The 25,685-nt window shown below is 37.1% G+C and carries 25 protein-coding genes, 1 pseudogene and 2 riboswitches; of the genes and pseudogenes, 12 read left to right on the top strand and 14 right to left on the bottom strand.

Annotated features, from left to right (window positions below; all coding sequences use genetic code 11):
- Positions 1 to 166: 166 nt before the first annotated feature.
- On the bottom strand, positions 167 to 1,033 hold the full coding sequence (locus GHT08_RS12950) for a helix-turn-helix domain-containing protein (RefSeq protein WP_163581809.1): 867 nt from the start codon (positions 1,031 to 1,033) through the stop codon (positions 167 to 169).
- A 143-nt stretch (positions 1,034 to 1,176) separates the two neighbouring features.
- Between GHT08_RS12950 and GHT08_RS12945 the strand changes: the two genes are divergently transcribed.
- A complete protein-coding gene (locus tag GHT08_RS12945) occupies positions 1,177 to 3,453 on the top strand; it encodes a glycoside hydrolase family 127 protein (RefSeq protein ID WP_163581808.1) in 2,277 nt (758 codons plus the stop codon).
- Between the two features lie 84 nt (positions 3,454 to 3,537).
- Here GHT08_RS12945 and GHT08_RS12940 read toward each other — a convergent pair whose 3' ends face one another.
- The 4 genes from GHT08_RS12940 to GHT08_RS12925 all read right to left on the bottom strand — a co-directional run bounded on the left by GHT08_RS12940 (position 3,538) and on the right by GHT08_RS12925 (position 6,828).
- Positions 3,538 to 3,678, bottom strand: coding sequence for a YjcZ family sporulation protein (locus GHT08_RS12940; protein WP_163581807.1), 141 nt, complete (start codon positions 3,676 to 3,678; stop codon positions 3,538 to 3,540).
- A 563-nt stretch (positions 3,679 to 4,241) separates the two neighbouring features.
- The gene (locus GHT08_RS12935) at positions 4,242 to 5,033 is read right to left on the bottom strand and encodes a Cof-type HAD-IIB family hydrolase (protein ID WP_163581806.1); all 792 of its coding nucleotides are present in this window, start codon (positions 5,031 to 5,033) and stop codon (positions 4,242 to 4,244) included.
- Between the two features lie 16 nt (positions 5,034 to 5,049).
- Positions 5,050 to 5,997, bottom strand: coding sequence for a lipoyl synthase (gene lipA / locus GHT08_RS12930; RefSeq protein ID WP_018934385.1), 948 nt, complete (start codon positions 5,995 to 5,997; stop codon positions 5,050 to 5,052).
- A gap of 12 nt (positions 5,998 to 6,009) precedes the next feature.
- Entirely contained in the window at positions 6,010 to 6,828 is an 819-nt protein-coding gene (locus GHT08_RS12925) for a lipoate--protein ligase family protein (RefSeq protein ID WP_163581805.1), read from the bottom strand.
- Between the two features lie 184 nt (positions 6,829 to 7,012).
- On the opposite strand from GHT08_RS12925, the pseudogene GHT08_RS22220 reads away from it, so the two are divergent.
- Positions 7,013 to 7,249 (top strand): annotated as a pseudogene (locus GHT08_RS22220) (AEC family transporter); the annotation flags it as partial.
- 17 nt (positions 7,250 to 7,266) lie between these two features.
- On the opposite strand, the gene GHT08_RS12915 reads toward GHT08_RS22220, so the two are convergent.
- On the bottom strand, positions 7,267 to 7,944 hold the full coding sequence (locus tag GHT08_RS12915) for an AEC family transporter (protein WP_193568300.1): 678 nt from the start codon (positions 7,942 to 7,944) through the stop codon (positions 7,267 to 7,269).
- Here GHT08_RS12915 and GHT08_RS12910 point away from each other — a divergent pair.
- Entirely contained in the window at positions 7,936 to 8,766 is an 831-nt protein-coding gene (locus GHT08_RS12910; RefSeq protein WP_163581804.1) for an SDR family NAD(P)-dependent oxidoreductase, read from the top strand. The genes GHT08_RS12915 and GHT08_RS12910 overlap by 9 nt on opposite strands.
- A gap of 50 nt (positions 8,767 to 8,816) precedes the next feature.
- Entirely contained in the window at positions 8,817 to 9,572 is a 756-nt protein-coding gene (locus GHT08_RS12905) for a sulfite exporter TauE/SafE family protein (RefSeq protein ID WP_272953897.1), read from the top strand.
- Between the two features lie 375 nt (positions 9,573 to 9,947).
- On the opposite strand, the gene GHT08_RS12900 is transcribed toward GHT08_RS12905, so the two are convergent.
- Together GHT08_RS12900 and GHT08_RS12895 are read right to left on the bottom strand one after the other, a co-directional pair.
- Positions 9,948 to 11,114 (bottom strand): aminotransferase class V-fold PLP-dependent enzyme, encoded by a 1,167-nt coding sequence (locus GHT08_RS12900; RefSeq protein ID WP_163581803.1) that lies wholly within the window; start codon positions 11,112 to 11,114, stop codon positions 9,948 to 9,950.
- Between the two features lies 1 nt (position 11,115).
- The gene (locus tag GHT08_RS12895) at positions 11,116 to 12,201 is read right to left on the bottom strand and encodes a methionine biosynthesis PLP-dependent protein (RefSeq protein WP_163581802.1); all 1,086 of its coding nucleotides are present in this window, start codon (positions 12,199 to 12,201) and stop codon (positions 11,116 to 11,118) included.
- Between the two features lie 73 nt (positions 12,202 to 12,274).
- Positions 12,275 to 12,377, bottom strand: a riboswitch (SAM riboswitch).
- A 161-nt stretch (positions 12,378 to 12,538) separates the two neighbouring features.
- A riboswitch (SAM riboswitch) is annotated at positions 12,539 to 12,639 on the top strand.
- A 125-nt stretch (positions 12,640 to 12,764) separates the two neighbouring features.
- Here GHT08_RS12895 and GHT08_RS12890 point away from each other — a divergent pair.
- A complete protein-coding gene (locus GHT08_RS12890) occupies positions 12,765 to 13,862 on the top strand; it encodes an inorganic phosphate transporter (protein WP_238343569.1) in 1,098 nt (365 codons plus the stop codon).
- Positions 13,822 to 14,571, top strand: coding sequence for a uroporphyrinogen-III C-methyltransferase (gene cobA / locus GHT08_RS12885; protein ID WP_163581800.1), 750 nt, complete (start codon positions 13,822 to 13,824; stop codon positions 14,569 to 14,571). The genes GHT08_RS12890 and cobA overlap by 41 nt, the downstream gene beginning before the upstream one ends.
- 26 nt (positions 14,572 to 14,597) lie before the next feature.
- Here cobA and GHT08_RS12880 read toward each other — a convergent pair whose 3' ends face one another.
- On the bottom strand, positions 14,598 to 14,864 hold the full coding sequence (locus tag GHT08_RS12880; RefSeq protein ID WP_018934376.1) for a hypothetical protein: 267 nt from the start codon (positions 14,862 to 14,864) through the stop codon (positions 14,598 to 14,600).
- A 120-nt stretch (positions 14,865 to 14,984) separates the two neighbouring features.
- Between GHT08_RS12880 and GHT08_RS12875 the strand changes: the two genes are divergently transcribed.
- Positions 14,985 to 15,416: a cell wall hydrolase gene (locus GHT08_RS12875; protein ID WP_018934375.1), complete on the top strand. Its 432-nt coding sequence runs from the start codon at positions 14,985 to 14,987 to the stop codon at positions 15,414 to 15,416.
- Positions 15,417 to 15,544: 128 nt separating this feature from the next.
- Here GHT08_RS12875 and GHT08_RS12870 read toward each other — a convergent pair whose 3' ends face one another.
- Positions 15,545 to 17,029: an MDR family MFS transporter gene (locus GHT08_RS12870; protein WP_163581799.1), complete on the bottom strand. Its 1,485-nt coding sequence runs from the start codon at positions 17,027 to 17,029 to the stop codon at positions 15,545 to 15,547.
- 124 nt (positions 17,030 to 17,153) lie between these two features.
- On the opposite strand from GHT08_RS12870, the gene GHT08_RS12865 reads away from it, so the two are divergent.
- Positions 17,154 to 18,305 (top strand): serine hydrolase domain-containing protein, encoded by a 1,152-nt coding sequence (locus GHT08_RS12865; RefSeq protein ID WP_163581798.1) that lies wholly within the window; start codon positions 17,154 to 17,156, stop codon positions 18,303 to 18,305.
- 12 nt (positions 18,306 to 18,317) lie between these two features.
- The gene (locus GHT08_RS12860; protein WP_163581797.1) at positions 18,318 to 19,109 is read left to right on the top strand and encodes an alpha/beta hydrolase; all 792 of its coding nucleotides are present in this window, start codon (positions 18,318 to 18,320) and stop codon (positions 19,107 to 19,109) included.
- Between the two features lie 64 nt (positions 19,110 to 19,173).
- Here the strand turns inward: GHT08_RS12860 and GHT08_RS12855 are convergent, their stop codons facing one another.
- Complete coding sequence (locus GHT08_RS12855) at positions 19,174 to 20,175, bottom strand: LLM class flavin-dependent oxidoreductase (protein WP_163581796.1); 1,002 nt, start codon at positions 20,173 to 20,175, stop codon at positions 19,174 to 19,176.
- Positions 20,176 to 20,254: 79 nt separating this feature from the next.
- On the opposite strand from GHT08_RS12855, the gene GHT08_RS12850 reads away from it, so the two are divergent.
- Positions 20,255 to 20,614, top strand: a complete 360-nt coding sequence (locus GHT08_RS12850) for a DUF488 domain-containing protein (RefSeq protein WP_193568299.1) — start codon at positions 20,255 to 20,257, stop codon at positions 20,612 to 20,614.
- Between the two features lie 414 nt (positions 20,615 to 21,028).
- Here GHT08_RS12850 and GHT08_RS12845 read toward each other — a convergent pair whose 3' ends face one another.
- Positions 21,029 to 21,229, bottom strand: a complete 201-nt coding sequence (locus GHT08_RS12845) for a cold-shock protein (protein ID WP_018934369.1) — start codon at positions 21,227 to 21,229, stop codon at positions 21,029 to 21,031.
- A 174-nt stretch (positions 21,230 to 21,403) separates the two neighbouring features.
- Positions 21,404 to 23,074: a biosynthetic-type acetolactate synthase large subunit gene (gene ilvB, locus GHT08_RS12840; protein ID WP_163581795.1), complete on the bottom strand. Its 1,671-nt coding sequence runs from the start codon at positions 23,072 to 23,074 to the stop codon at positions 21,404 to 21,406.
- 134 nt (positions 23,075 to 23,208) lie between these two features.
- Between ilvB and GHT08_RS12835 the strand changes: the two genes are divergently transcribed.
- Both GHT08_RS12835 and rlmN read left to right on the top strand, forming a co-directional pair.
- Entirely contained in the window at positions 23,209 to 24,249 is a 1,041-nt protein-coding gene (locus GHT08_RS12835) for a tellurite resistance/C4-dicarboxylate transporter family protein (RefSeq protein WP_163581794.1), read from the top strand.
- A gap of 74 nt (positions 24,250 to 24,323) precedes the next feature.
- Positions 24,324 to 25,397: a dual-specificity RNA methyltransferase RlmN gene (rlmN, locus tag GHT08_RS12830; protein WP_018934366.1), complete on the top strand. Its 1,074-nt coding sequence runs from the start codon at positions 24,324 to 24,326 to the stop codon at positions 25,395 to 25,397.
- A gap of 64 nt (positions 25,398 to 25,461) precedes the next feature.
- Here the strand turns inward: rlmN and GHT08_RS22215 are convergent.
- A partial coding sequence (locus GHT08_RS22215; RefSeq protein ID WP_238343568.1) for a hypothetical protein occupies positions 25,462 to 25,685 on the bottom strand: 224 nt, incomplete at its 5' end.

Here is a 25,685-nt window from a genome sequence, read left to right as displayed (position 1 = left end):
ATGTCTAGCTTCGAGCGCCTAAAAACTAGGCGACTTCAAGAATCGCCCTACGATAATTCATCATCGGTTCGCAAACTCACCGTGATTCCTTTATCTCAGTAGATTCTGAAGCCGCTACGTTTCTAAGCGGGCGCTCTGCGCTTTTCTTATAGATAGATAATGTTTTTCAACCTCGGTAAATTTGTCTCAGGTAATCGGTTGGAGGCATTCCTGTTACTTTCTTGAAGACGCGACTAAAATAAAAAGGATTAGAGAATCCTAGTTTGTCACTCACTTCTGAAACATTATAGTTTTCTTTGCGAAATAATTGAATTGCCTTTTCCACCATCCGCTCATTTTGATATTGTGTAATGCTTTTACCTGTATGCTGTTTGAACAGCGTGGAAAGATAAGCATAATTCATACCTAAAGCTTCTGATATCTCTTGGCTCGATAATTTGTTACTTTGCTGTTCATCAATTAACCGAATCATTTTAGCTATCATTCTATTGGATTTTCTATTTGTATAGGTTTCCAAATTCTCCAAGTATAACTCTAAAAAGAACTGATGTGTATGCATACTGGTTAATATAGGTCTCATCGGATGAGATGATTCATACATTTCTAATAATTGCTCAAGTTGTGATTGAGTGTAACCGAGGTGAGACACTTCCCCGAATTTAGGCAATGTCAATTTTCTTTGATATTCTTCATGATGAACTAGTGAAGTTTTTCCGTACATACTATATTCATTAACACTTTCTTGTATATCATGATTAAAAAAATGAATATAAAACCATTCAGAACCTGGTTGGTAGAATTCGCTTCCCCAATGATGGATATTTTTTCTAAGAAAAAGATAGGATCCTTTCTTTAGCTTATATACCTCGTCATCTTCTATAACTTGTAATTGCCCTTTTTTAACGAAAACGAATACATTTAATATTGGCATCACACGATCTGGATGTTTTTCCACTCCATCTTCATCAGTCATTAAACCTATTTCATGAATAAGCGGGAATGAGCTACTTGATATAGTTATAGGATGAGACAAAACGATCGCTCCTTTAAAATAGTTTGATTATATTTTAACAGAAATCTAAAAAAAAGATATGTAATTTTAGTTATTGTGAATGTACAACTGTATCTCAACACTTCATACTAGTTATTATAAAAAGGCTAGTGGAGGTGCAGAATATGCAAAAAGTGAACTTGTTAGACGGAATGTTTAAAAACTCTCAACAGAAAGGAAAGGAATATTTACTATATTTAGATATTGATCGACTTGTTGCGCCATGTTATGAAGCTGCTGGTAAAACAGCTAAAAAAGAACGGTATGGCGGATGGGAATCAATGGAGATTGCTGGCCATTCCATAGGTCACTGGTTGTCAGCTGCAGCAACAATGTATCAGGTAACAGAAGATGAAGCATTAAATAAAAAATTAGAATATGCTTTATCCGAATTAGCTGCTGTTCAATCGTTAGATAAGGATGGTTATGTAAGTGGTTTCCCGAGAGACTGTTTTGATCAGGTATTTTCTGGTGAATTTGAAGTAGGGAACTTTAGCCTAGGGGGATCATGGGTACCGTGGTATTCCATACATAAAATCTATGCAGGACTAATCGATGTCCATTACATAACCGGTTCTAAATTAGCATTGGAGATCGTGACCAAACTGGCTGACTGGGCATACAACGGATTACAGAGTTTAACAAAAGACCAATTCCAACGTATGTTGACCTGTGAGCATGGTGGGATGAATGAAGCATTTGCTGATCTATATGTAATAACGAATGATACGCGTTATCTAGAGTTAGCTGAAAGATTTTATCATGAGAAAGTACTAGAACCTTTAGCGAAAGGCAATGATGATTTAGAAGGAAAGCATGCTAACACTCAAATACCAAAAGTGATAGGAGTAGCTAAACTATACAATATCACAGGGAAAGAAAAATATAAGCGGATAGCGACATTCTTTTGGGATCAAGTCGTTCATTATCGCACGTATGCTATCGGCGGAAATAGTATACGGGAGCACTTTGGACCAGAAAATGATGAAGAACTAGGGATATTGACAACGGAGACATGTAATACCTATAACATGCTAAAGTTAACGGAAATCCTTTTTGGATGGGAGCAATCGGCTCATTACTATGACTATTACGAGCGTGCTTTATATAACCATATTCTTGCATCACAAGATCCTGATTCAGGAATGAAAACATACTTTGTATCTTCAGAGCCAGGACATTTTAAAGTATATCATTCACACGATCATTCCTTTTGGTGTTGTACTGGTACAGGAATGGAGAATCCGGCAAGATATAATCGTCGTATTTTTGAAAAAATAGCTAACAGATTGTACGTCCATTTATTTATCTCAGCAGAAGCATCAACCAAAAATGATGATATGGTTGTTCGTCAACAAACCAGTTTTCCATATCAGTCAAACACAACCATCACAATCGAAAAGGCAGGCAGTGAAGTAAAAGAGATTGCTTTTAGAAAGCCTTACTGGTTATCTGGTGCATCAACGATTAGAATTAATGGAAATGAAGTAAAAACGAAAGAAGTTAATGGATACCTAATCATCGAACACACTTGGCAAAACGGAGATCAGATTACATATGATTTACCACTGCATTTACATCGATATCATGGAAAAGATGATAAGAAAAAGCAAGTAATCATGTATGGACCGATTGTGTTGGCAGGGGCATTAGGCCGTGAGAATTATCCTGAAACAGATATTCTTGATGATCACCAGGCACTAAATAATCATCCATTAATTGATGTGCCAGTATTGGTGACAAATGAACCGTTAAATGATTGGATAAAGGTTAAAGACGCTGAAAAGCTAGTATTTGAAACAGAAGCGATCGGACAACCTGGACATCAACAGCTACAGTTGAAACCTTTTTATGATATTCATCATGAACGTTATACTATCTATTGGAATATTATGTCGGAACAAGAGTTCAAAGAATTCGGTGATGAAGAAAGAAAACGAAAAGCTCGAGAACAAAAAATTATAGTTGATGAGGTTACGCCTAATGAACAGCAACCAGAAGTAGATCACAATATACAGGCGAAGAATTCAACTTCTGGTTATAGTAATGACGTCCATAGCGGTTGGAGAGATGCACGGGATGGAGGGTATTTTAGTTATGACTTAAGAGTTGACCCGGAAAAAGAGAACTATTTGTACATCACGTATAACAAAAGTGATTTTATGTTAGAAATCAATGGTAAGAAGATGGAAAGAGATTTTGAAATCAAAATTGATGAACATGTGCTAGCTCGAGAACACTTTAATAAACCAAATATTGGAGAGTTATATTCTAAATCCTATCCGATACCAACGGCACTTATCAATGATAAAGACAAAGTGACGGTTACCTTTTATGCAGAAAAAAATAAGGTTGCTGGTGGCGTATATCATGTTCGAATGTTAAACGAACCTTCATTATAGGGTAAGAATTATTCTAGAATTGAAAAGATCCCCGGTTAGCGGGGATCTTTCTTAATGATGGAACAGGATATCCTGGATATATAATTAGCTATAGAAAGAAGCACCTACAATAATTAACAAAATGAAAAGCACAACGATTAGGGCGAATCCACCGCCATAACCACCGCCGTATCCATATCCAGAACCATATCCACCGTATGGAGAACAGCCTCCGTAATAGCTCATTCCTATCAACCTCCTTGTGTATTGTCACTATATAATGTATGTACCTTTTACAGATAAGTTAGGGTAAATGACTAGTTTTAGAAAAAATGGGCGATGCAAGTTTTAAAAATATATTGTCAGATATGTTTACAAGTTTGCTGTTGGATTGAAAAACCTTTGTTATATTATATTCATTCTATTAATTAGTGAATGTGGAAAGTTCATTAATTAATAATATACATGTAAGCCTAAATAATTAGTCCACTTTAGCCTGCTTATATGTATGATAGCTTGTTGCTCCCCTATCCATTTAAGGTGTCTGTTTTCACAAAACACAAAGAAGCCAACTTCAAGACGAAGTTGGCTTCTTTGTGTTCTATGCCTCATAGAAGAGGATATCCCCGGAAGCGATTTTCTGTTCCGGGGATAGAGTCATCTCTTCCGAGGATAAACGACTATATCCCGGGAAGGGAAGAAGATATCCCGGGAACAGCAAGGTATATCCCCGAAAGAGCAGTTCTATTAACTTTAAAACTAAACAGATTTTTCACATTATGTATCTAACGTGAATAAGGAAGAGTTGTTTAGTTAACAATCCCTAATTGCTTCAAGCCGTTATGGATACCGGATTCTTCTACGGAAGTGGTGCGATGTTTGGCGTATTGAAACACTTCAGGTGTAGCATTTGCCATCGCAAAGCTTTCACCGACATATTGCAGCATTTGCTTATCGTTCATCCCATCGCCAAAGGCAATCGTTGCATCAGCTGGTATATCGAGCTCTTTGAGCACTTTTTGAATAGCTTGCCCTTTGTTGACATTCTCCCTGATCATATCATAACAATGCTCTAAGCCTGCTACATTTACTTGTGAAAAATAAATATCCTCTTGTTTAACATCATAAAGAGCTGGTTCATCAGGTCGAATATCCATCAGCGTAATCCCTAATATTTGATCTCGATAGATAGCTTCATATGCTTGGTGATGTTTTAAATCGAAATAATCGATGAAATCTTTTACTACTTGCTTTGATTCTGAAGTCACTAAATTTAATTCATTGGTATAAAGAATCATTTCATGTTCATTTTGTTTAGCGACATCTAAAAACTGATCAATCACAGAGCCAGATATTGGTTCGTCAACTATCGTTTTTCCATCATAAATCGCATATGCTCCGTTATAACCTATAAAGGAATCTACTCCTAATTCATCAGCGATATCATCTACTTCATGGAGAGGACGTCCAGTAGCAAGGAATACTTCAATTCCTTTACCTTGTGCTTGTTTAACGGCAAGCTTAGTCGTATCCTCAATCGTATGATCACGACGTAGAATAGTTCCATCAATATCTAAAAAAAGAGCTTTGTAGTTGGTCATCTTCAGTCTCCCTTGATTAAAAAGTAAAGTTCTTTAGTTCTTCGCCACTTGTTTCTTCATAGCCCTTCATATACTTAATACGACGTTGAGCAGCAGATTGATTTACTTGTTCATCAGCATGGTAGGATGAACGAACTAAAGGTCCTGCTTCACAGTGTTTGAAACCTTTGGATAAAGCTATTTGTTTTAATTCATTAAACTCGTCTGGATGATAATATCGTTCTACATTCAAATGTTTTTTAGTAGGCTGTAAGTATTGACCGATTGTTACAATGTCCACATTGTTGGCACGTAAATCATCCATGGCCTCAATAAGCTCCTCTTTTGTTTCACCAAGTCCAACCATTATACTTGATTTAGTCGGAGTATTAGGGGCAATTTCCTTCACGCGGCGCAATAATTCAAGGGAACGGTCATACATTGCAATGGCACGAACTTTTTTTGTCAGTCTTCTCACTGTTTCAATGTTATGATTAAAAATATCTGGACCACTATCCATTAAGGTATGTAAGCTTTCATAATCACCTTTCATATCAGAAGGTAAAATCTCAATGGTACAACCTGGTACTCTTTCGCGAATTTGTCTCACCGTTTCAGCAAATACTGCCGCTCCACCATCTTTTAGATCATCTCGTGCAACAGCTGTGACAACAACATGCTTTAAGCCCATGATCTCCACAGATTCAGCAACTCTTTTTGGTTCGCCCCAGTCCAATTCATTTGGTAAACCGGTTTTAACAGCGCAGAAGCGGCAGCCTCTAGTACAAGTATCACCGAGAATCATAAAGGTAGCTGTTTTTCTCTCGCTCCAGCATTCATGGATATTCGGGCATTTTGCTTCTTCACATACAGTATTTAATCGTTTATCACGCATTAAGTGTTTTAGACGATTATATGATTTGTTAGTATTAATTTTTATTTTTAGCCATTCCGGTTTGCGAAGATGTTCTTGTTCTTTTGCCATTGTGTATCGCTCCTATCTAGTAAAGTTCCAATCATCATTCAAATATTTGCTTTCCATCAGTTCATTGATTTCCTGTTCTTGTTCCTTCGTAAATTGAAATTCCTTTAATTCAATGTCCAGGCCTTTTTCAAACCCTTTCTTAAAGGCATCTTTCACTTCTTCCAATGTGACCTTTCTTTTCGCTGCTTGCTCGATAGATATTGCCTTATCATCAAAGGCATCCCGTGCTCTCTGCTTTACCCTTTCATTTCGGTAAATAAACAAATCATACAGTTTATCATTGTCGACTGATAACGGGATCGAGCCATGCTGTAAAATAACCCCTTGTTTTCTTGTTTGAGCACTGCCCGCAGCCTTCTTTTGATCGACTACCAGTTCATACCATGAAGGTTCTTCAAAACAGACAGCAGACTGTGTTGTATTTAACTTACCCTCAGGTATAGCAAAGGATGCATCAATACCTAAGCTATGGAATCCTTCTAAAAGGCCTTTTGAGAGTACCATATAGGCTTCTTTTATGGACTTAGGCATTTTAGGATGCGTCTCAGTCACGATCACACTGTAGGTTAATTCCTGATCATGTAAAACAGCACGACCGCCAGTTAGCCGTCTGACAAGATCTATACCACTTTTTCGGACTGCTTCCAAATCAATCTTATTGACTGTTTTCTGAAAATACCCAATTGACAATCCTGCTGGCAGCCATTCATAAAAGCGAATAGTAGGCGGTATTTTGTTTTCGCTGTGCCAATGAAGTAAGCATTCGTCGACTGCCATATTATAAGCTGGTGTCTGTTTCTCTGTGTCTATAAAATACCATGTCTCCGTCATATCATATTAGTTTCTCGTGAAAGAGAAAACTAGTCCCCCTTTTAGAATTTTTAAACTATTTCCATAATTTATGGTACATCTAGGGGATATTTCTGTCAAAAGATTAAGATAAAAACGAATTGTTGCACTATGTGATATAGTAGAAGGGGTGAGAAGAAACGAGACAACAGGGAGTTACAGTAAAATGAACGGATTTAATGAACAATTTCTAATCTCAATTGTTATTATTGCAATTGGCTATGTATTAAAACGATTTAACCTTGTTAAAGAAAAGGATGGCGAGGGAATAGCAAGGATAGTCTTTAATTTAACATTACCATGTTTAATTATCGTAACATTCAGTGATGTTGACTTTTCAGCTTCCTTATTTTATTTGGTGATTATTGCTTTTATATACGGAGTGATCAATGCGGTACTTGCTCTGATGGTATTTCGTAATCATCCGCAAGATATTAAAGGTACATTCGGTATGATGGTTCCAGGCTTAAACACTATCAGATTGACAATTAACCAAATTAAGATAAAACTGATTATCATCGTAATGTTGGACGCGGTACCGACAAGTCGTTGATTATAACCAAACATGATGGCATATGGTAATACAGATGCAGGTGTTGGTAATATAAAACCGATCAATAACGTAAATTTAAACATTTCCTCTACCGGTAACCACAGGTAACATGCAAAGCCAGCAATCAGACCAATCCCATACTTGGTAAATAAAAACTTTGCAATAAGTTTTCCATACCCTTTTGCAAAAGAAAAGTTTAAGTACAAACCTAATAGTAATAGTGATAGCGGCATATTAGCTCCAGAGATTACACTTGTTACATCTAAAACTATCTCAGGTAATTCAAAACCGATAATATTGATCAAACACATAATTAGATAGGTTTGTAGCGGAATCGATTTCGATAATTTAACGATAATCGACCTTGTCTCTAGCATCCCGGCACTACCTGCATATACGCCAGCAATAATATAGCTGAGTCCAAATACAATAAATGCATTACCGACATCAAACATGCCAAAATATTTTAACCCATCAAAACCAAATAAACCTTCTACAAGTGGATAGGCAAATAATCCGACAGAAGAGGTGATGATATGAATCAAAAAGTGATTTTTATTACTGGTGCAACAAGGGGCATCGGTCGAAACATGGCTCACTATTTTGCTGATCGGGAATTTATTGTCATTGGCTCCGGAAGAAATGAACAGCAATTAAAAGCAGTTCGAGATGAGTTGTTACAATATTCAGGAGACCACCGAATGGTTGCTATGGATGTAACAGATTTAGATGATGTAAAAACCACTTTAAAGTATGTCATTGATACGTTTGGACAAATAGACGTGTGGGTTAATAATGCCGGGTCTTTTCAGGCAATAGGTCCAACGTGGGAAGTATCTTCTGACTTATTTAAACAAGATATCGAAACAAATCTTATAGGTACCTATCATTGTGCTTCAGCAGTTATTCCATTCATGTTGGAACAACAAGCAGGTAAAATCATTAATATGGTTGGAGGAGGCACACTTAATGCCTTTCCACATGGAAATGGTTATGGCACATCCAAAACAGCCATTGCGAGGTTTACGGAAAATCTAGCAGAGGAATTACAAGAAACCAATGTTGAAGTTTATGCACTTGATCCAGGTTTAAACGATACGGACATGACAAAATATCAGCGAACAAGTAAAGAGGGAAAGAAATATTTAGCCAATGTTGAAAAGCTTTTTGAAGATAATATTGATGTTTCACCTGATTGTGCTCCTAGTTGGGTAGAAAAAATGATAGACGATCAATTACAAGCCTTTCAAGGGAGAATTGTTACGGTTTATGATGACATGGATGATTTAAAACAAAAGGCTGCTAAAGCTAATGAAACAGACTATCGTTATTTAAGATGGAAGGATTTTTCTAATAAGATTCGCTAATGGTCATTGAGTTTTTTTAAATGCTCACTTCAACGTAAACATAGAATGAGGTGTTTATCATATTTGAGTTAACTATATTAGAATGGGTAATTATCATATTTTCGGCTTTATTAATAGGTTTTGCCAAAGCTGGAGTAGCGAGTATGGGAATTTTGGTGGTTACTATTTTTATGATGATCTTCCCAGCTCGTGAATCTGTAGGTATATTATTACCTTTACTAATCGTCGGTGATTTATTTGCTGTAATTTATTATCGTAGAAATGTTGTTTGGCGTTATTTGTTTTCCTTAGTACCTTGGGTATTAGTAGGGATTGTACTTGGATACCTAGTGTTAGATATTGTCACAAGTGAACAGTTAAAACCAATGATTGGTACCTTAATATTAGCACTCATTTTATTACATATTAGTAGAGAGAAATTAGGAGAACGCTTCGTAAAACTTTTACCAAAATCAAAAATTTTTACTTTTAGTATGGGTGTTTTAGCAGGATTTGCTACAATGATTGGTAATGCTGCTGGCGGAGTAATGGCAATATATTTACTAGTCAAAGGATTACCAAAGCGAGAATTTGTCGGCACAGGTGCCTGGTTTTTCTTATTTGTGAATGTTATCAAGGTGCCATTCTATATTTCTTTAGGCATTATTACAGTCGAGTCAATAGCATTCAATTTATGGCTTATTCCTGCTATACTGATTGGAGCTTGGATAGGAGTAAGAATTATCAAAATCATGCCGCAAAAAGTATTTCAAATATTAGTATTAACATTTGCTGCTTTGGGAGCGATTCGGCTTCTGATAGGTTAATAGATTGACAACAAGTAAGCAAATAGAGTAAATCAGGGTTTAAGGACATCTTTTTTTCATTGAACTAAAAGGTATAAGCATTACCATATAACAAAATCTACGAAACATCTGGACATAGATCACCTTTCAGTAATCAGGTGCTGAGTGGACATTTGTTCCGTTATATGTGACAAATGTGACGTTTTTTAAGCCCTGAGGACATCTATTCCGCTATTCATCGAAATTAGTGTTAATTTTAAATGTCCGTTAACACCAAAAAAAGGGTGTTATTGCGTCAAATAACGCTCTAAATGTCCACTCAACAAACTCTTCATTACTTTGCAGTAGATAACTACATCGAATCAATTAAACATGAATGGAGTAGAGGATGATCAATTAGAATACCCCTGCTTTCACTGTTAAAGCATGTTTAAAGTCTGCGATAAGATCTTCTACATTTTCAATCCCTACAGATAAACGGAATAGTCGTTCACTAATACCTCTAGCTTCTCTTTCTTCCGCTGGCATTGCAGCATGGGACATGGTAGCCGGGTGAGATAAAATTGACTCGACTGCACCAAGGCTAACTGCAAACACAGGAATAGATAATTGTTCTACAAAACTTTTGGCATCGACATGATCCTTTATTACAAAAGATAATACGGCACCTGGGCTAGAAGACTGTTTGGCATGAATGGAAGAACCGGGATGATGTTGTAAACCTGGATAATAGACATGTTCAATTTCATCATGTGAATCGAAATATTCAGCTAACTTTATTGCTGATGCTACACTTCTGGAAAATCTCGGTTCCAACGTTTTCATACCTTGCAATAATTGATAGCAATCTTTTGCACCAAGAATCGCACCATAGGTGTTTTGGACAAACTTCAGTTTAACGGCCAGTTCTTCATTTTTGGTAACTGCTAAACCGGCAACAATATCACTGTGACCAGATAAAAATTTAGTAGCGCTATGTAAGACGATATCAACACCTAGATCCAGTGGTTGTTGGTGCAGAGGGGTCATAAAGGTATTGTCTAAATACGTTAAACATTTGTATTTCTTTGCAAGTTGAACTACTTTACTAATATCGGTAATTTGTAATAACGGGTTTGCTGGGGTTTCCACGTAAATAACCTTTGTATTTGACTGAATGGCTGCTTCTATTTCTGCTGGATTTGTCATATCAACAAAAGTATGTTCTATCGAAAATTGCGTTAATAATTGCGTAACAAAACGAAAAGTACCGCCGTAAACATCTTTCGTAATGACGATATGATCACCAGCTTGTAACAGCATGAATGCTGACGATATCGCGGCCATACCAGATGAAAAAGCAAACCCTGCTGTCCCATTCTCTAATTTGGCAATCGCAGCTTCTAATTGGTCACGTGTAGGGTTACCTGAACGACTATAATCATAATCACCAAATTCATTTAATTGTTGCTGATGATAAGTGGATGATACATAAATTGGCGGGTTAACCGCACCTGTATGTTTTTCATGATAGCCTTGCTGATTCCCTCCATGTGCAAGTGTAGTTTCTTTTGAATATCCCATCTTATTTCCCTCCTAATGCTTGTTGGATGTCTTGTTTCAAATCTTCCACAGCTTCAATCCCAACAGAAAATCGAAGTAATGTATCACTAATTCCCCGTCTCTCCCGTTCTTCTTTTGGAATATCTGCGTGGGTTTGAGTTGCTGGGTAGGTAATAAAGCTTTCTACTCCTCCTAAACTTTCTGCAAATGATATAATTTTTAATTTTTCTAGAAACGGAGAAACCAACGATTTATGCTGTACTCGAAAACTAATCATAGCCCCTTTACCAGGGTATAGAACTTCCTCGACTAAGGATAGTTCTTTTAAAAATGCAACCAATTGTCTGGCGTTTTGTTGTTGCTTCTCCAAACGAAGTGACAATGTTTTCATTCCTCTTATTAAAAGCATTGTATCCAGTGGTGAAAGTATGGCACCAATGGCATTGTGGAGATAGGTTAATTGATCGCCTAATGTAACATCCTTTACTACGACTAATCCGGCGAGTACATCATTATGTCCACCTAAATATTTAGTAGCGGAATGAATCACAATATCTGCCCCTTGTGTTAAGGGCTGTTGTAAATAGGGCGTGTAAAAGGTGTTGTCAACAATAAAGAGTAATTGATGCTTCTTTGCCAATGTAGCTAATTTCTCGATATTAATTTCCATTAAAAGCGGGTTAGTTGGTGTTTCTATGAAAATAGCTTTCGTTCTTGGGCTAATATACTGCTCCATTTCTTCTACATCTGCATATACTGGTCTGATGTTATAAGATTCTTGAAAATGCTGAAACAATCGATAACTTCCACCATAAATATCTTCGGTTACAATTATTTCATCATCTTGCTTGAATAAGGAGAAGACTAGTTGGATGGCAGCCATACCTGACGAACAGGCGTAACCTTTTGCACCTTTTTCTAATGTTGCAATCGCATCTTCTACAATTTCCCGTGTAGGATTTGCTGTTCGCGTGTAATCATAACCAGTTGACTGTCCAAGTGATGGGTGTTGGTATGCAGTTGATAGATAAATAGGTGCTTCTACTGCACCAGTACGCGGATCTTTCCGATTACCTAATTGCGCAAGAGTAGTTTCGATATTGTTCATTTTGCTCCATCCTTTCTAAAATAAAAAAAGAGGTCTTCGATAAGTAGAAGACCTCCTTGATTAAGGTTGCATTCTCTTATCTTTGGTAATATACCGTCTGGATTTAGCACCATACAATTGCATTGCTGGTTGCTGAGGTGTCATCGGGCCAGTCCCTAGACCTCTCTCGATAAGATATTGTATTTATGGAAATATAATACAAACATCATACAATACTAAGGAAATAATTACAAGGTAAATCTTAAAAAATATTTATATGGAATCTATTGACAATTATGAAAGAATGGATTATAGTATGTACATTATCAACAGTGGAAAAAAATGAAAATAACATATGATCTTATCAAGAGAGAAGGAGGGAACTGGCCCGGCGAATTCTCAGCAACAGGCTAAAAAGCACTGTGCTACTTCCAGCAGGTATTACTTGGCAGATAAGAGGAAAACTCCTACTTTATCGTCAAGTAGGAGTTTTCTATATTTATAATCCAAGTTTTCCTATTGGGATAGGATATTTACACTAAAAAAATTCCACTTTATTGTAGTGGTGAAAGTTGGGATCTGAGATGTTAGCAATCATCGCGATATTAGCTGCTTGTCTATTTGCCTTTAATATTGGGGCGAGCGGTTCAGCAGCTAGCATGAGTATTACGTACGGTACTAAAGTAATCAAGCAACGTAAGTATGCGTTAATCATCGCGGGGGCAGGTGCCGTTACGGGTGCTATACTTGGAGGTCAGCATGTTACGAATACGCTTGGAAAAGGTATCATCTCCGAAGAAATTTTAGATGTAAGAATTGCTTGTATTATTTTAGTTGTTTCGGGTTTTACATTGTTAATTACGAATTATATTGGAATTCCGTTATCCACAAGCGAGGTAACAGTGGGAGCTATCATTGGAGTTGGCCTCAGTTATCGACAACTGAATCTTCAAATGGTATTACTCATTATAGCTTTTTGGATCATTATACCAGTTGCGGCTTTTTTAATCACACTGTGTCTTGAAAAAATCAGAATAAAAATAAATAATAAAATAAATTATCGGCCACCAGTAAAGCTTTTAACTTTTTTATTACTGTTAACTGGTATAATCGAAGCGATAGCTGCTGGTATGAATAACGTAGCAAATGCATTAGGACCGTTAGTAGGTGCAGGGATTACTTCTATGGAAATGGGTTTACCTTTGATGGCGCTCATTGTAGCATTAGGTAGTATTTTTTTTGGTGGCAGAGTATTAGAAACCAATGCCAAAAAGATTACCTCACTGACTTTAGGAAATGGTATTGTGATTTCCGGTGCAACAGGAGGTTTGGTAGTAGTTGCCTCCTTGTTAGGTATTCCAATACCGATGACCCAGGTAACTACTTCGGCGATAGTCGGGATAAATGCCAGCAAACAATTTAAAGAAGTTTGGAAACAAAAAATTATCCATCAAATAGCGAAAGTATGGATTACATCGCCAATAGTATCATTAGTGATTGCCTTTGGCTTAACAGAAATGATGGTTCATCAAAGTTTTGATCAAGTGATACTGTTAGCATTAGCCATTATTGCTACTTATATTTTAGTCAGATATCGAGAAAAACCAACAAAAGCTAATACAAAAAAAGGATGGGATCAACATGGGGAAAGTTTACTTAGTGGGAGCAGGACCAGGAGATGAAGAATTAATTACCGTAAAGGGGTTACGTGCTATACAAGAAGCTGATGTCATCCTGTATGATCGATTGGTAAACCTATCATTACTACATCATGCCAAAGAACAAGCAGAATTGATTTTCTGTGGCAAAGAACCACGCAAGCATGGGTTGATTCAAGAAAAAATAAATGAACAACTTATTTATTATGCCTCTAATGGAAAAGTTGTAACCAGATTAAAAGGTGGAGATCCTTTTATTTTCGGCAGAGGTGGAGAAGAAGCCATTCATCTTGAAGAAAATCAGATTGAATATGAAGTGGTACCAGGAATCACTTCTGGAATAAGTGCTGCAGCATATGCTGGTATTCCGCTCACTCATCGTCACATCAGCGGATCAGTGAGTTTTATTAATGGTTCCAATCCAGAGGCGAAAACAGATGAACAATGGCAGCATATTGCCAATGGAGCTGATACTTTGTGTTTTTATATGGGAATAAAGAAATTTCCGATTATCTGTGAGAAATTAAAAAATGCAGGATTAAGTAAGACCACTCCTATCTCTATTATACATTGGGGAACCCTTCCACAACAAAAGACGATTGTTGCCGATTTAGAAACGATATCAGGTAGGTTAGGTGAAATCAGCAATCCTTCACTAATTGTAATCGGAGAAGTAGTTCGTTTACAGGAGCAAATTAAATGGTATAAGGAGTCAACAGAAGCTTATATGTAAAGAACAATGACTAGTTATCATGATAACTAGTCATTGTTGATCACATTCATAATTTGTTCTTGGTCTTTTTCCCAGTCCCATTGAGGATTTATTCGGTCTATAAATTGTTGTAGCTGTTCTTCTGACAAGTCTTTTTTTCCATTAGAATTGTTAAGATAGGATTTCAATTCCCATTCGCCGCCTTTTTTATTTTTGATCGTTTTCCACTTCACAGTAAATATATAGTCATTTCCATTAATATCAGCGTGAATTAATAAGATATCCTTGTGTAGAATAAAGTTACTTAATATCATGAATAAGCACCTCCTAAATCAAGTATACCACACAATGAAAGGGATTACATTGCAAGGAAGGGTTGGGACATTCATCATTTTTAAAGGAATGAATATAAAGGGAATAGAGGAGGTATGTGAATGGCTGTAATAAAAGCAAATGATGCGGATGTGAGATTATTAGCACGCTTAATGAGAGCAGAAGCAGAAGGTGACGGTCAGCTCGGAATGCTAATGGTGGGGAATGTAGGTGTGAATCGGGTGAGAGCTCGCTGTTTAGATTTTGAAGATATTAATTCGATAGAACGAATGGTATATCAAAGTCCAGGAGGCTTTGAAGCAACACAAAAAGGGTATTTTTATCAACGAGCAAGAGATAAAGAAATTCGTTTAGCTCGAAGGTCAATCAATGGGGAACGCAATCATCCGGCAAGTAATTCTTTATGGTTCTTTATGCCGCAAGGGACTTGTCCAGAACAATGGTTTGGCCAATGGAATGTAGGACGTTTTAAGAGTCACTGTTTTTATAACCCAACCGAAGCAGATTGCCCGAGTGTATTTGGGACTTTTTAAAAACACTATACAAAGCGTTTTAGCGAGATGGAGAAGTATTAAAAAAAGTTTTTAGCAACTGGAATATGAATAATTTTCTATTCCAGTTGCATGAGCAGTAGTATAACTGGTAGGAAAATCTACACCATTCAATTTTTACTTTGCTTATTTATTGAAACTTTTGGAAAGAACCATAAAATAACAAAGGTTAATGTTCCGATCATAAATAATCCAGTATATACAGTGTGTAAAGCATAGGTTAAACCATCTTGCATCGATGCCAATGTTTCAGGAGAAATGGTTTCTCTCATTCCTTCATCTAACAACATATCTGTACTGGCAACTTCAAGTTCTTCGCCTCTTTGTTGGTAAAAGTGATGTAACCGCATGTTCAATATTCCACCTAGAAGTGACGCTCCGACTGCACTGCCAATAATTCGCATGAACATGTTTAACGAGGTTGCGACCCCTCTTTCAAACCACGACACCGTATTCTGGATCGAGACAATAAATGTCGTTGAAGATAATCCCATTCCAACACCAACGACAAATGAACTGATTCCAGCATAGATTGGTCCTTTATCTGCATCTAATAAAAAGAATAGGAATGTACCGAGAAATAGGGCAAAACCACCGGCGAATGCTGTCTTGCGGAACCCTATTCTTAAGACAAGGTGTCCTGCAAGTGTAGCCGAAATTGGCCAACCTATCGATAATGTACTTAAGGTGAAACCAGCCACAATAGCAGATTCCCCCATAACGCCTTGGACATAGGTAGGAAGAAAACTAGAAAGCCCAAGTATAATCATACCGGAAAGCAATGTTGCAATATTGGCAATGACAATTAATTTATTTTTCCATAAGGTTAGTGGCATCATCGGTGATGTCGCCTTTTTTTCTTGCCATATAAAAATTGCCATACAAATTGTAAAAATAAGCAATAAACTAATCGTTTCAATGGATGTCCATGTCCAATTCGTTCCTGCCTGTACGAACACGATGATAAGACAAGATATGGCGATAAAAAACAGACCAGATCCTAGGTAATCAACCGATTTTTTCTCTGTATCGACTTTTTCGTGGAAAAAGACCATGACACCAATTAATCCGATTATCCCTATCGGAACATTCATCCAAAAAATCCATGCCCAATCGATAAATTGAACGATAATTCCTCCGAGTAATGGACCAATTACAGAGGAGATGCCCCACACACTAGCTAAATACCCTTGAACTTTTGCCCTTTCCTCAACGGTATACATATCGCCTACAATAGTAGTGACAATCGGCTGAATCGCACCAGCACCAAGTCCTTGAATTAATCGGAATACGATTAATAGTCCCATGGTTGGTGCTAGTCCACAAAGAATCGATCCGATTAAAAAGATCACAACACCGATAATAAAGATAGGCTTTCTGCCAAAGAGATCTGCAAGTTTTCCATAGATCATCGTTGTGACAGCCTGCATTAATAAAAAACTAGAAAAAACCCAACTGTATAAAGAAAAACCACCCAAGTCAGCAACAATATTAGGCATTGCCGTCGCTACAATTGTTCCTTCTATTGCTGCCATGAACATCGATAAAACAAGTGAAACAAGAACGAGTGGCCGATTCGTCTGTTTTTCTGGCATATGCGTCCGTCCCTTTTTATAAGCTGTTTCTATTGTATCAGAAATTAGCAAACATGTATGAAAAAAGCAAATGAGGAACATATATGATAAAATAAAGAAAGCGATAACACAAGGAGGGAATAGCATGATTCAGAATCGGTTAGACGATTTATTACAAGGGTTTTTAAATAACGGACCAGCAGGTGTAGCTTTATCTGTCAAGAAAGATAAGCAATCAATCTATGAAAATTATTTTGGATATGCAGACTTGTCAAAACAAAAAGAGATAAATAGCAAGACGATTTATCGTATTTATTCCATGTCTAAAGTAATTACGTGTGTAGCAGGATTACAATTAATGGAACAAGGAAAGATTTTGCTGACAGATCCACTTTCCGCCTATTTACCAGAATTTCAGAACATGCAAGTGTTAGAAAATGGCCAGCTTGTACTAGCAAAACGGGAAATAATGGTTAAGGATTTGTGTACGATGACTTCTGGATTAACCTATGGCGGGGAACGTACAGAGGTAGAGAGAATGACCAGTCAAGTGATGGCAGAGGTTCGCGATGAAGAACGTTCTTTAAATGTATCAAAATTGCGATTGTTGACAAAAAAATTGAGTAAAAATCCATTAGAGTTTCATCCAGGCACCCATTGGAAATATGGACTTAGCCATGATGTGCTTGGTGCATTAATTGAAGAGGTAAGTGGTCAATCATTTGGAGAATACTTAGCTGAAAACATTTTTCAGCCGTTAGGTATGCAGGATACTTTCTTTAACGTCCCGCTTGCTAAGAAACATCGATTAGCAACTTTATATGATCGAAAAGAAACTGGTGAACTAGTAAAGAATACAAAATTAGATAGTTATGCGGAACCGATCGCTGTTTTTGAGAGTGGTGGCGCAGGGCTTCATTCTACTTTGGAAGACTATCAAAAATTTGCTCACTGCTTAGCATTAGGTGGAACCATCAATCATGTAACGATTCTAAGCAAGCATACGATTGAGTTAATGGCACAAAATCATTTACCAGATGAGCTGCTGCCAGAGTTAGGCTGGAATGATGAAAATGGTTATGGTTATGGCTTAGGTGTACGAGTGATGATCGATCAGACTAGAGGAGGAAGTAATAGTTCCATCGGTGAGTTTGGTTGGTCAGGTTTGGCAGGTACATATGTATTTATTGATCCAAAAGAAAAACTTTCGGCGGTTTATATGCAGCAAATGCTGCCAAACTTTGAGTTTTATCATCAACCAAGAATCCGTAATGTCATTTATGGCGCACTTTTGTAAGGAGGAATTTATATGGCACTGATCAAATGCGACTTTTTCTCAGAGGTATTAACGATTAGTACATCGATGACGGTGATCTTACCGGAAGAAACCACGACACAAATTGGACTTAAAAATAATCGATCAGACGGAAAGGTCCCAGTTTTGTATTTGTTACACGGTTTTAGTGATGATCATACAATCTGGACGAGACGGACATCGATCGAAAGATATGCAGCGGAATATGGGATTGCGGTCGTTATGCCTCAAGTCGATCATAGCTTTTATACAGATATGCAGTACGGCAAAAAGTACTGGACCTTCATTTCTGAAGAACTGCCACGAATTGCTCGATCCTTTTTTCCGTTATCTGCAAAGAGAGAGGATAATTTTGTAGCAGGCTTATCAATGGGAGGATATGGTGCTTTTAAGTGGGCATTGCGTAAACCGGAACAATTTACGGCAGCGGCAAGTTTGTCAGGTGTATTGGATATTGCCACACACATTGTAAAAGATCGTGAGCAAGATGATCCCATTGGTAATGCACTATTTCATGTATATGGGGAGCAAGGTCTCCAGGGGACAGATCATGATTTATTTTTTGTTATAAACAATTTGCTAAAGAATGATCAACAATTACCACAATTATTTCAAGCGTGTGGAACAGAGGATTTTCTGTGGGAGGACAACCAGAAATTTTTTCAATTTGCTGAAGCGAATAATCTTCCGCTAGTACATACTTTCTCAGAGGGAGCTCATGAGTGGGGATACTGGGATGCAAAGATTCAAGAAGTGCTAGCATGGTTACCAATAGAAAGAGGATAAGTATGAAAAAGCACTACACACGTCCATTAGATCAAGGGTACATGTGTAGTGCACTTTATCGTTATTATGCGTGAACAAGATCTGAAACGATTTGATAAGAATTTTTACGTTCTTCATGATCATAAATTTGAGAATTAACTATCACTTCATCTGCTTCTGTTTCTTCAATAAATGAAGCTAATTTTTCCCTTACTACATCTTTATCTCCCACAATAGTTGATTTGCTATTTACAGATTTTTCTACTGATGCTTTTTCATAAATTGTCCACTCTTGATCAATATCATCAATAGGTGGCATCAGTTGAGATGGTTTTCCGCGTATCATGGACAAGAATTGCTGTTGTTGAGAAGTAGCTAACCATTTTGCTTTTTCAGTCGTTTCAGCAGCTATAATGTTTACACCAACCATGGCTTGTGGCTTACTTAGTTGATTTGAAGGTGTGAAACGATCTCGATACAATCGTAATGCTGGTAATGTATAATCAGGTGAAAAATGGCTTGCGAATGCAAATGGTAGTCCTTTTTCAGCTGCAAGTCGAGCACTGAAGTCACTTGAGCCCAGTAGCCATAACGGCACATTTGCTCCTTGGCCAGGTACTGCTTTTACCCGAGCCGCACCTGCAAAATAGGCTTCTAATTCTTCTACCTGACTTGGAAAATCTTCCGGGCTACTGTTTAACGTCCGTCTTAAAGCATGAGCAGTTGCTTGGTCACTGCCGGGTGCTCGTCCTAATCCTAAATCAATCCTATCCGGATATAATGCATCGAGAGTTCCAAATTGTTCGGCAATAACTAATGGTGCATGATTGGGAAGCATAATGCCTCCAGCACCTACACGGATTTTCTCGGTGTGGCTAGCTATATGACTAATTACGAGTGATGTAGCTGAACTTGCAATACCAGGCATATTATGATGTTCCGCCAACCAGTAGCGGTGGTATCCCAATTTTTCCACGTACTGTGCTAAATCGGCACTATTTTGAAAAGATAATGTAGCATCATGTCCATGTAAGACAGGTGCTAAGTCTAATATCGAAAATTTAACATTGGAGAATGCATTTCCCATGTGATCACTCCTTGTTTTACTTGAGCATGTAAGAAATGATACGCTCAAAAGGAGCAAAGGTCTAATAATTTGCCTAGGGGTGATTTCCATTCAACTAAAGCGTATATATGATGAAGCGAGTCATGAAGATGGTTTTCGCATTCTTGTTGACCGTGTTTGGCCACGCGGGGTTTCAAAAGAAAGAGCACAGATAGATATGTGGTTAAAAGAAGTTGGTCCTTCACCTAAGTTAAGAAAATGGTTTGATCATGATCCTGCTAAATTTGAGCGGTTTAAGCAGTTATATTTAAAAGAATTAGAACATGATGCAGAAAAACAGGAAGCACTAGATCAATTGCGTACTTATGATCAGGAGTATGAGCATAACATTACATTAGTGTTTGCTGCGAAAGAGCAGCAGTATAATCATGTAGTGATACTGAAGGAGTTAATTTTATAAGAAAAACCAGGCCAACCTGCTCAATCTTTATCACTAAATGATAAGTTGATCTGCAACCCGTTTAGTAGACATTATGAAATATATAGACCGTATGACAACCACTGCGGCTGCCCACTTCCCTTTCCGTGGGGTGTGTCCTACAGCTAACTTTTTCGAGCAAAACCCACTCGAAAAAGTGGATCTTCAGGTCTAACGATTCCTACAGAAGTTGAAGTGGACGGCCTTCGTTAAAATTTGCTCTACAACATATGTCAGACCTGGCAACTTGGGTTATCTGTGAAAGTCCAAGATATGGCATTTTCTTATCATACTTTCATAAAAAAGTTGTGATACCAATGGTTATATTCTTTCTTATCTCACATAAAAAAACCGCTTATGCTAAAAAGCATAAGCGGTTTTTTGTTAAGCACTAAATTAGTTTTTTACTACGTTAGCTGCTTGTGGTCCACGGTTACCTTCTTCGATATCGAAAGTTACGCTTTGACCTTCTTCAAGTGTTTTAAAGCCTTCGCCTTGGATAGCAGAGAAGTGTACGAATACGTCGTCTTGTCCTTCTACTTCGATAAATCCAAAACCTTTGTCTGCGTTAAACCATTTTACTGTACCTTGTACCATATTTCTTTTCCTCCTAGTGTGAACCGTTCACACAATTGTATTACTATTCTTGCTCTTGCCTCAAAACGAAAACTTTACGTTACGATACTTGAAGGTGTCATCGAACAAAATAGCTAAGGCAATTATAGCAAGATAAAATCGAAATTGCAAGTCAATGTTTAAATATTTTCGTTTTTACTTTTTTCGCTGATTTTGTTCAGGTCCATGTATGGCATCTGTATTATTTCCACCAGGTGGCACAATCGGATAGACATTCACTTCTTCTTCAATAAGAAAGTCTAAAACTGCCGGCTGCTTTGACGCAAAAGCTTGACTAATGATTGATTCTGCTTCTGTTTTATTTGATGCACGGTACCCTTTGACACCAAAACTTTCTGCAAAGGTAAGAAAATTTGGGGAACAAATTTTCACCTGAGAATATTTACTTTTATAAAATAGTTGCTGCCATTGCCGCACCATACCTAAATAACCGTTTCGTAATATAATTATTTTAATGTTTAGGTTATGACGTGCGACATGGTAGAGCTCCTGAATATTCATTTGAATACTGCCATCACCAGTGAAACATATAACAGTTTGCTCTTTTTTGCCTACTGCGGCGCCAATAGCAGCTGGTAGTCCGTAGCCCATTGTTCCAAAGCCGCCAGAGGTTAATAATTGACGTGGACGGCGGAATGGATAATGCAATGCGGTCCACATTTGATGCTGACCGACATCAGTGGCTACGATAGTATTTTTACCAGCATATTGATCTATTATTCGAATAATATCATCGGGTTTTAATTTGCTGGTAGAAGCTGAAAACTGTGGTGAATTTTTGTTCCAGTTCAACACTTCGTTAAGCCAAAGGTTGCAATTAGTGCTGTTTAATTGATTTGTGAAAGCAGTTAGAACAGGTTTAATATCACTAATAATAGGAATATCAACATGAATGTTTTTGTTCACTTCAGCTGGATCAATATCTACTTGGATTTTAAGTGAATGTGGTGAAAAGCCCTTCGGTTTCCCTGTAATTCGATCACTAAAGCGTACTCCTAAGCAAATAAGTAAATCACAACGATGTACGGCACGATTAGCAGCGAAGGTACCATGCATACCCACCATTCCTAAATGCAGTGGATGATTCACATCGATGGCACCTAATCCCATTAATGTGCTTGTGAAAGGAATGTTTGTTTGATTGATAAACGTTTCGAGAATATGAGTGGATCCTGAACTAATCACACCACCACCAATTAATAAAAGTGGTTTTTCAGCTCTTTTAATTTGCTGGACTGCTTTATTAAGTTGTGGTAGAGGGATGGATGGAAGTGCCTTCTCGGTAGTGTAGAGCTCTCGAGAGTGAACCGGTTGTGAATCGAGTTGTTCTATTAATTGATTAGACAGTACAATAATAACTGTACCTTTCCGTCCACTACTTGCAATTTGTTCCGCAGCCCTAATGATAGATGGAAAATCTTCTGGGTGTTCGATCTGAAAGTAATGTTTACATAAAGGTTTGGTCATTGTTTCAATGTCCAAGCACTCATCTTGTGTATTTGTTTTTTGAATAAAGACTAATAGTGGTACGCTATCCAATTGGGCAGTTGCTATCCCGGTTATTGCATTGGTTATCCCGAAATCTGTTGTAATAAAGGCAACACCGGTTCTGCCGGTAGCACGAGCGTAACCATCTGCTGCATGAATAATCGATTGCTCATGTGTTAATTGTTGGTGTACGATATCTTTGTCATGCTTTAACAATAATGACTGAAACACAGAGCCAAAAATGGTGTCCACCCCAATATATTTTAATGATTGTGTAATATTGGAATCATGATGGGCGGCTTTCTTATTTTGTTGCATTATGAATTCATCCCTTTACCCTTTTCATATCATTGTAAGGTGCTGTCAACTCATCATCTGTGATGTTTATCACGGCAACAAAGCTCAGAGGTGATAAGTCATTTATTGAAAGGATCTAGTTAGGAGTTGACGAAATGTCAGTTTTAAAAGAAAAGATTAAACATTTATTTACTGGATATTTTGCATTAGTTATGGCAACAGGTGCATTATCAATTGCTTCACATCTACTTGGGTTTATAAAAATAAGTCAGGTGCTCTTATTTTGTAATATGATTTTTTATACAGTGATAACTATTTTAACCATTATAAGGGTCATTTTTTATTTTAAGAATGTTAAAGAAGATTTAACAAGTCATTTAAAGGGGCCAGGTTTCTTTACTTTGGTAGCAGGGACTAATGTTTTTGGCAGTCAGCTTGTTATTCTTGAGGAAAAGTACAGTGTTGCATTTATTCTGTGGATGTGTTCCATCGTTTTATGGGTTGTTATCATGTATGCATTTTTTACTGCAGTTACAATTAGAGATGATAAACCAACACTGGCAGAAGGAATTAATGGAGCATGGTTAATTGCGACCGTTGCTACCCAATCGGTTGCTATATTAGGGGTGTTATTGATCCCGTTTTATGAAAATCAAGTATTAATTGAATTTATCAACTTTTTTACATTATCTATGTTTTTTTTAGGTTGTATGTTGTATTTAAGTATCATAACGTTAATATTTTATCGTTTTACTTTTTTGCATTTAAAGCATGCATCCTTAACACCTCCTTATTGGATTAATATGGGAGCAGTCGCCATTACAACACTTGCTGGTTCCTTAATTATTATCAATGCAGTCGGTTCACCTTTAGTTGAGCAATTCGTGTCATTTATTAAAGGTTTCACATTGTTTTTCTGGGTAACGGGTACATGGTGGATTCCATTGTTAGTTATCTTGATGTATTGGCGTTATATTGTCCATCGTTTTCCGATTAATTATGATTATCAGATGTGGGGAATGGTGTTCCCGCTTGCGATGTATACAACATCTACTTATCAGTTATCAGAGGCACTAGCGATACCTTTCCTAAAAAATATTTCTCATGTATTTATTTTTCCGGCGTGGATTACATGGGGATTTGGCATTCTATTACTTATCGTCCATCTTTACCTAGACCTTGTTAGACGAAAATGACCTTGTTATTGTTACGGAAATTTAGTATGATGTAATGATGGAAACTAGAGCTATTATGGAAATGAGGGATTTGGATGAAAAGCTCGATTTATTCATTGACATTTGATCAATTGCAAGAATGGTTAATAGAACATGGTCAAAAAAAATTCCGCGCAAAACAAGTTTGGAATTGGTTGTATAAAAAAAGAGTGAATACATTTGCAGAAATGTATAATTTAAATAAAGATTGTCAACTGGTATTAGAGGAAAACTTCCATTTAGGTACATTAGAACAGGAAATTAAACAGGAATCGAAAGATGGAACGATTAAGTTCTTGTTTAAGCTTTCCGATGGTAATTTAATTGAAACAGTATTAATGAAATTTAGTTATGGTTATTCAGTTTGTGTGACGACACAAGTTGGATGTAATATTGGCTGTTCGTTTTGTGCGAGTGGTTTATTAACGAAGAATCGTGATCTATCTGCCGGCGAAATCGTTGAACAAATTATGAATGTGCAAAAACACTTGGATGCTAAAGGGAAAGATGAACGGGTAAGTCATATTGTAGTCATGGGGATCGGTGAACCATTTGATAATTATGATAATACGATGGATTTTTTACGAATTGTAAACGACCAGGAAGGGCTTTCTATTGGTGCAAGACATATTACCGTTTCAACAAGTGGATTAGCTAAACGTATTTATGATTTTGCAGATGAGAATTTACAAGTGAACTTGGCACTTTCCCTACACGCTCCTAATAATGAGTTGCGAACAAAAATTATGAAAATTAATAAAGCTTTTCCATTAGAGAAATTAATGCCGGCAATCGATTATTATTTAGAAAAAACCAACCGCCGCATTACTTTCGAATATATTTTGCTTAAAGATGTCAATGATCATAAAAAAGAAGCAGAACAATTAGTGTCTTTGTTAAAAGACAAACGTCATTTGTCCTATGTCAATTTAATTCCATATAATCCTGTTGATGAACACAATCAATATGATCGAAGCGAGAAAAAAGCGATTTTAGATTTCTATCAAGTATTATTGGAAAATGGCATCAACTGTGGTGTCCGTGTTGAACACGGTACAGATATTGATGCAGCATGTGGACAGCTTCGGAGTAAACAGATCAAAAAAGATAAAGAAAAACAAAAAGCGTAAAAGAGTATCCAGCGGGTACTCTTTTTTAATATCTTACAAGTTTAAAATCAGTGCAATGATTGCATTAAACGAAGTAGGCAGACGGAGTGGTGGTCAAGGTGTTCAAGTATTTCATAATGGATGCTAGAGAAACGGTAAAGTCATTAGGACTGAGCGTCTTTGGTTCCGTGAAGGTTCCCCCGGATAAATCCGATTTGAAGTGGACATTTGTTCCGTTATTTGTGTCATAAATGCCGTTTTTGAAGAAGCAGTGGACATCTATTCCGTTATTCATCGAAAATATTGTTA

This window comes from Gracilibacillus saliphilus (assembly GCF_010994085.1).
GTDB lineage: Bacteria > Bacillota > Bacilli > Bacillales > Amphibacillaceae > Gracilibacillus > Gracilibacillus lacisalsi.
Note: the sequence above shows the minus strand (reverse complement) of the source record. Positions and strands in the feature narration are given on the sequence as shown.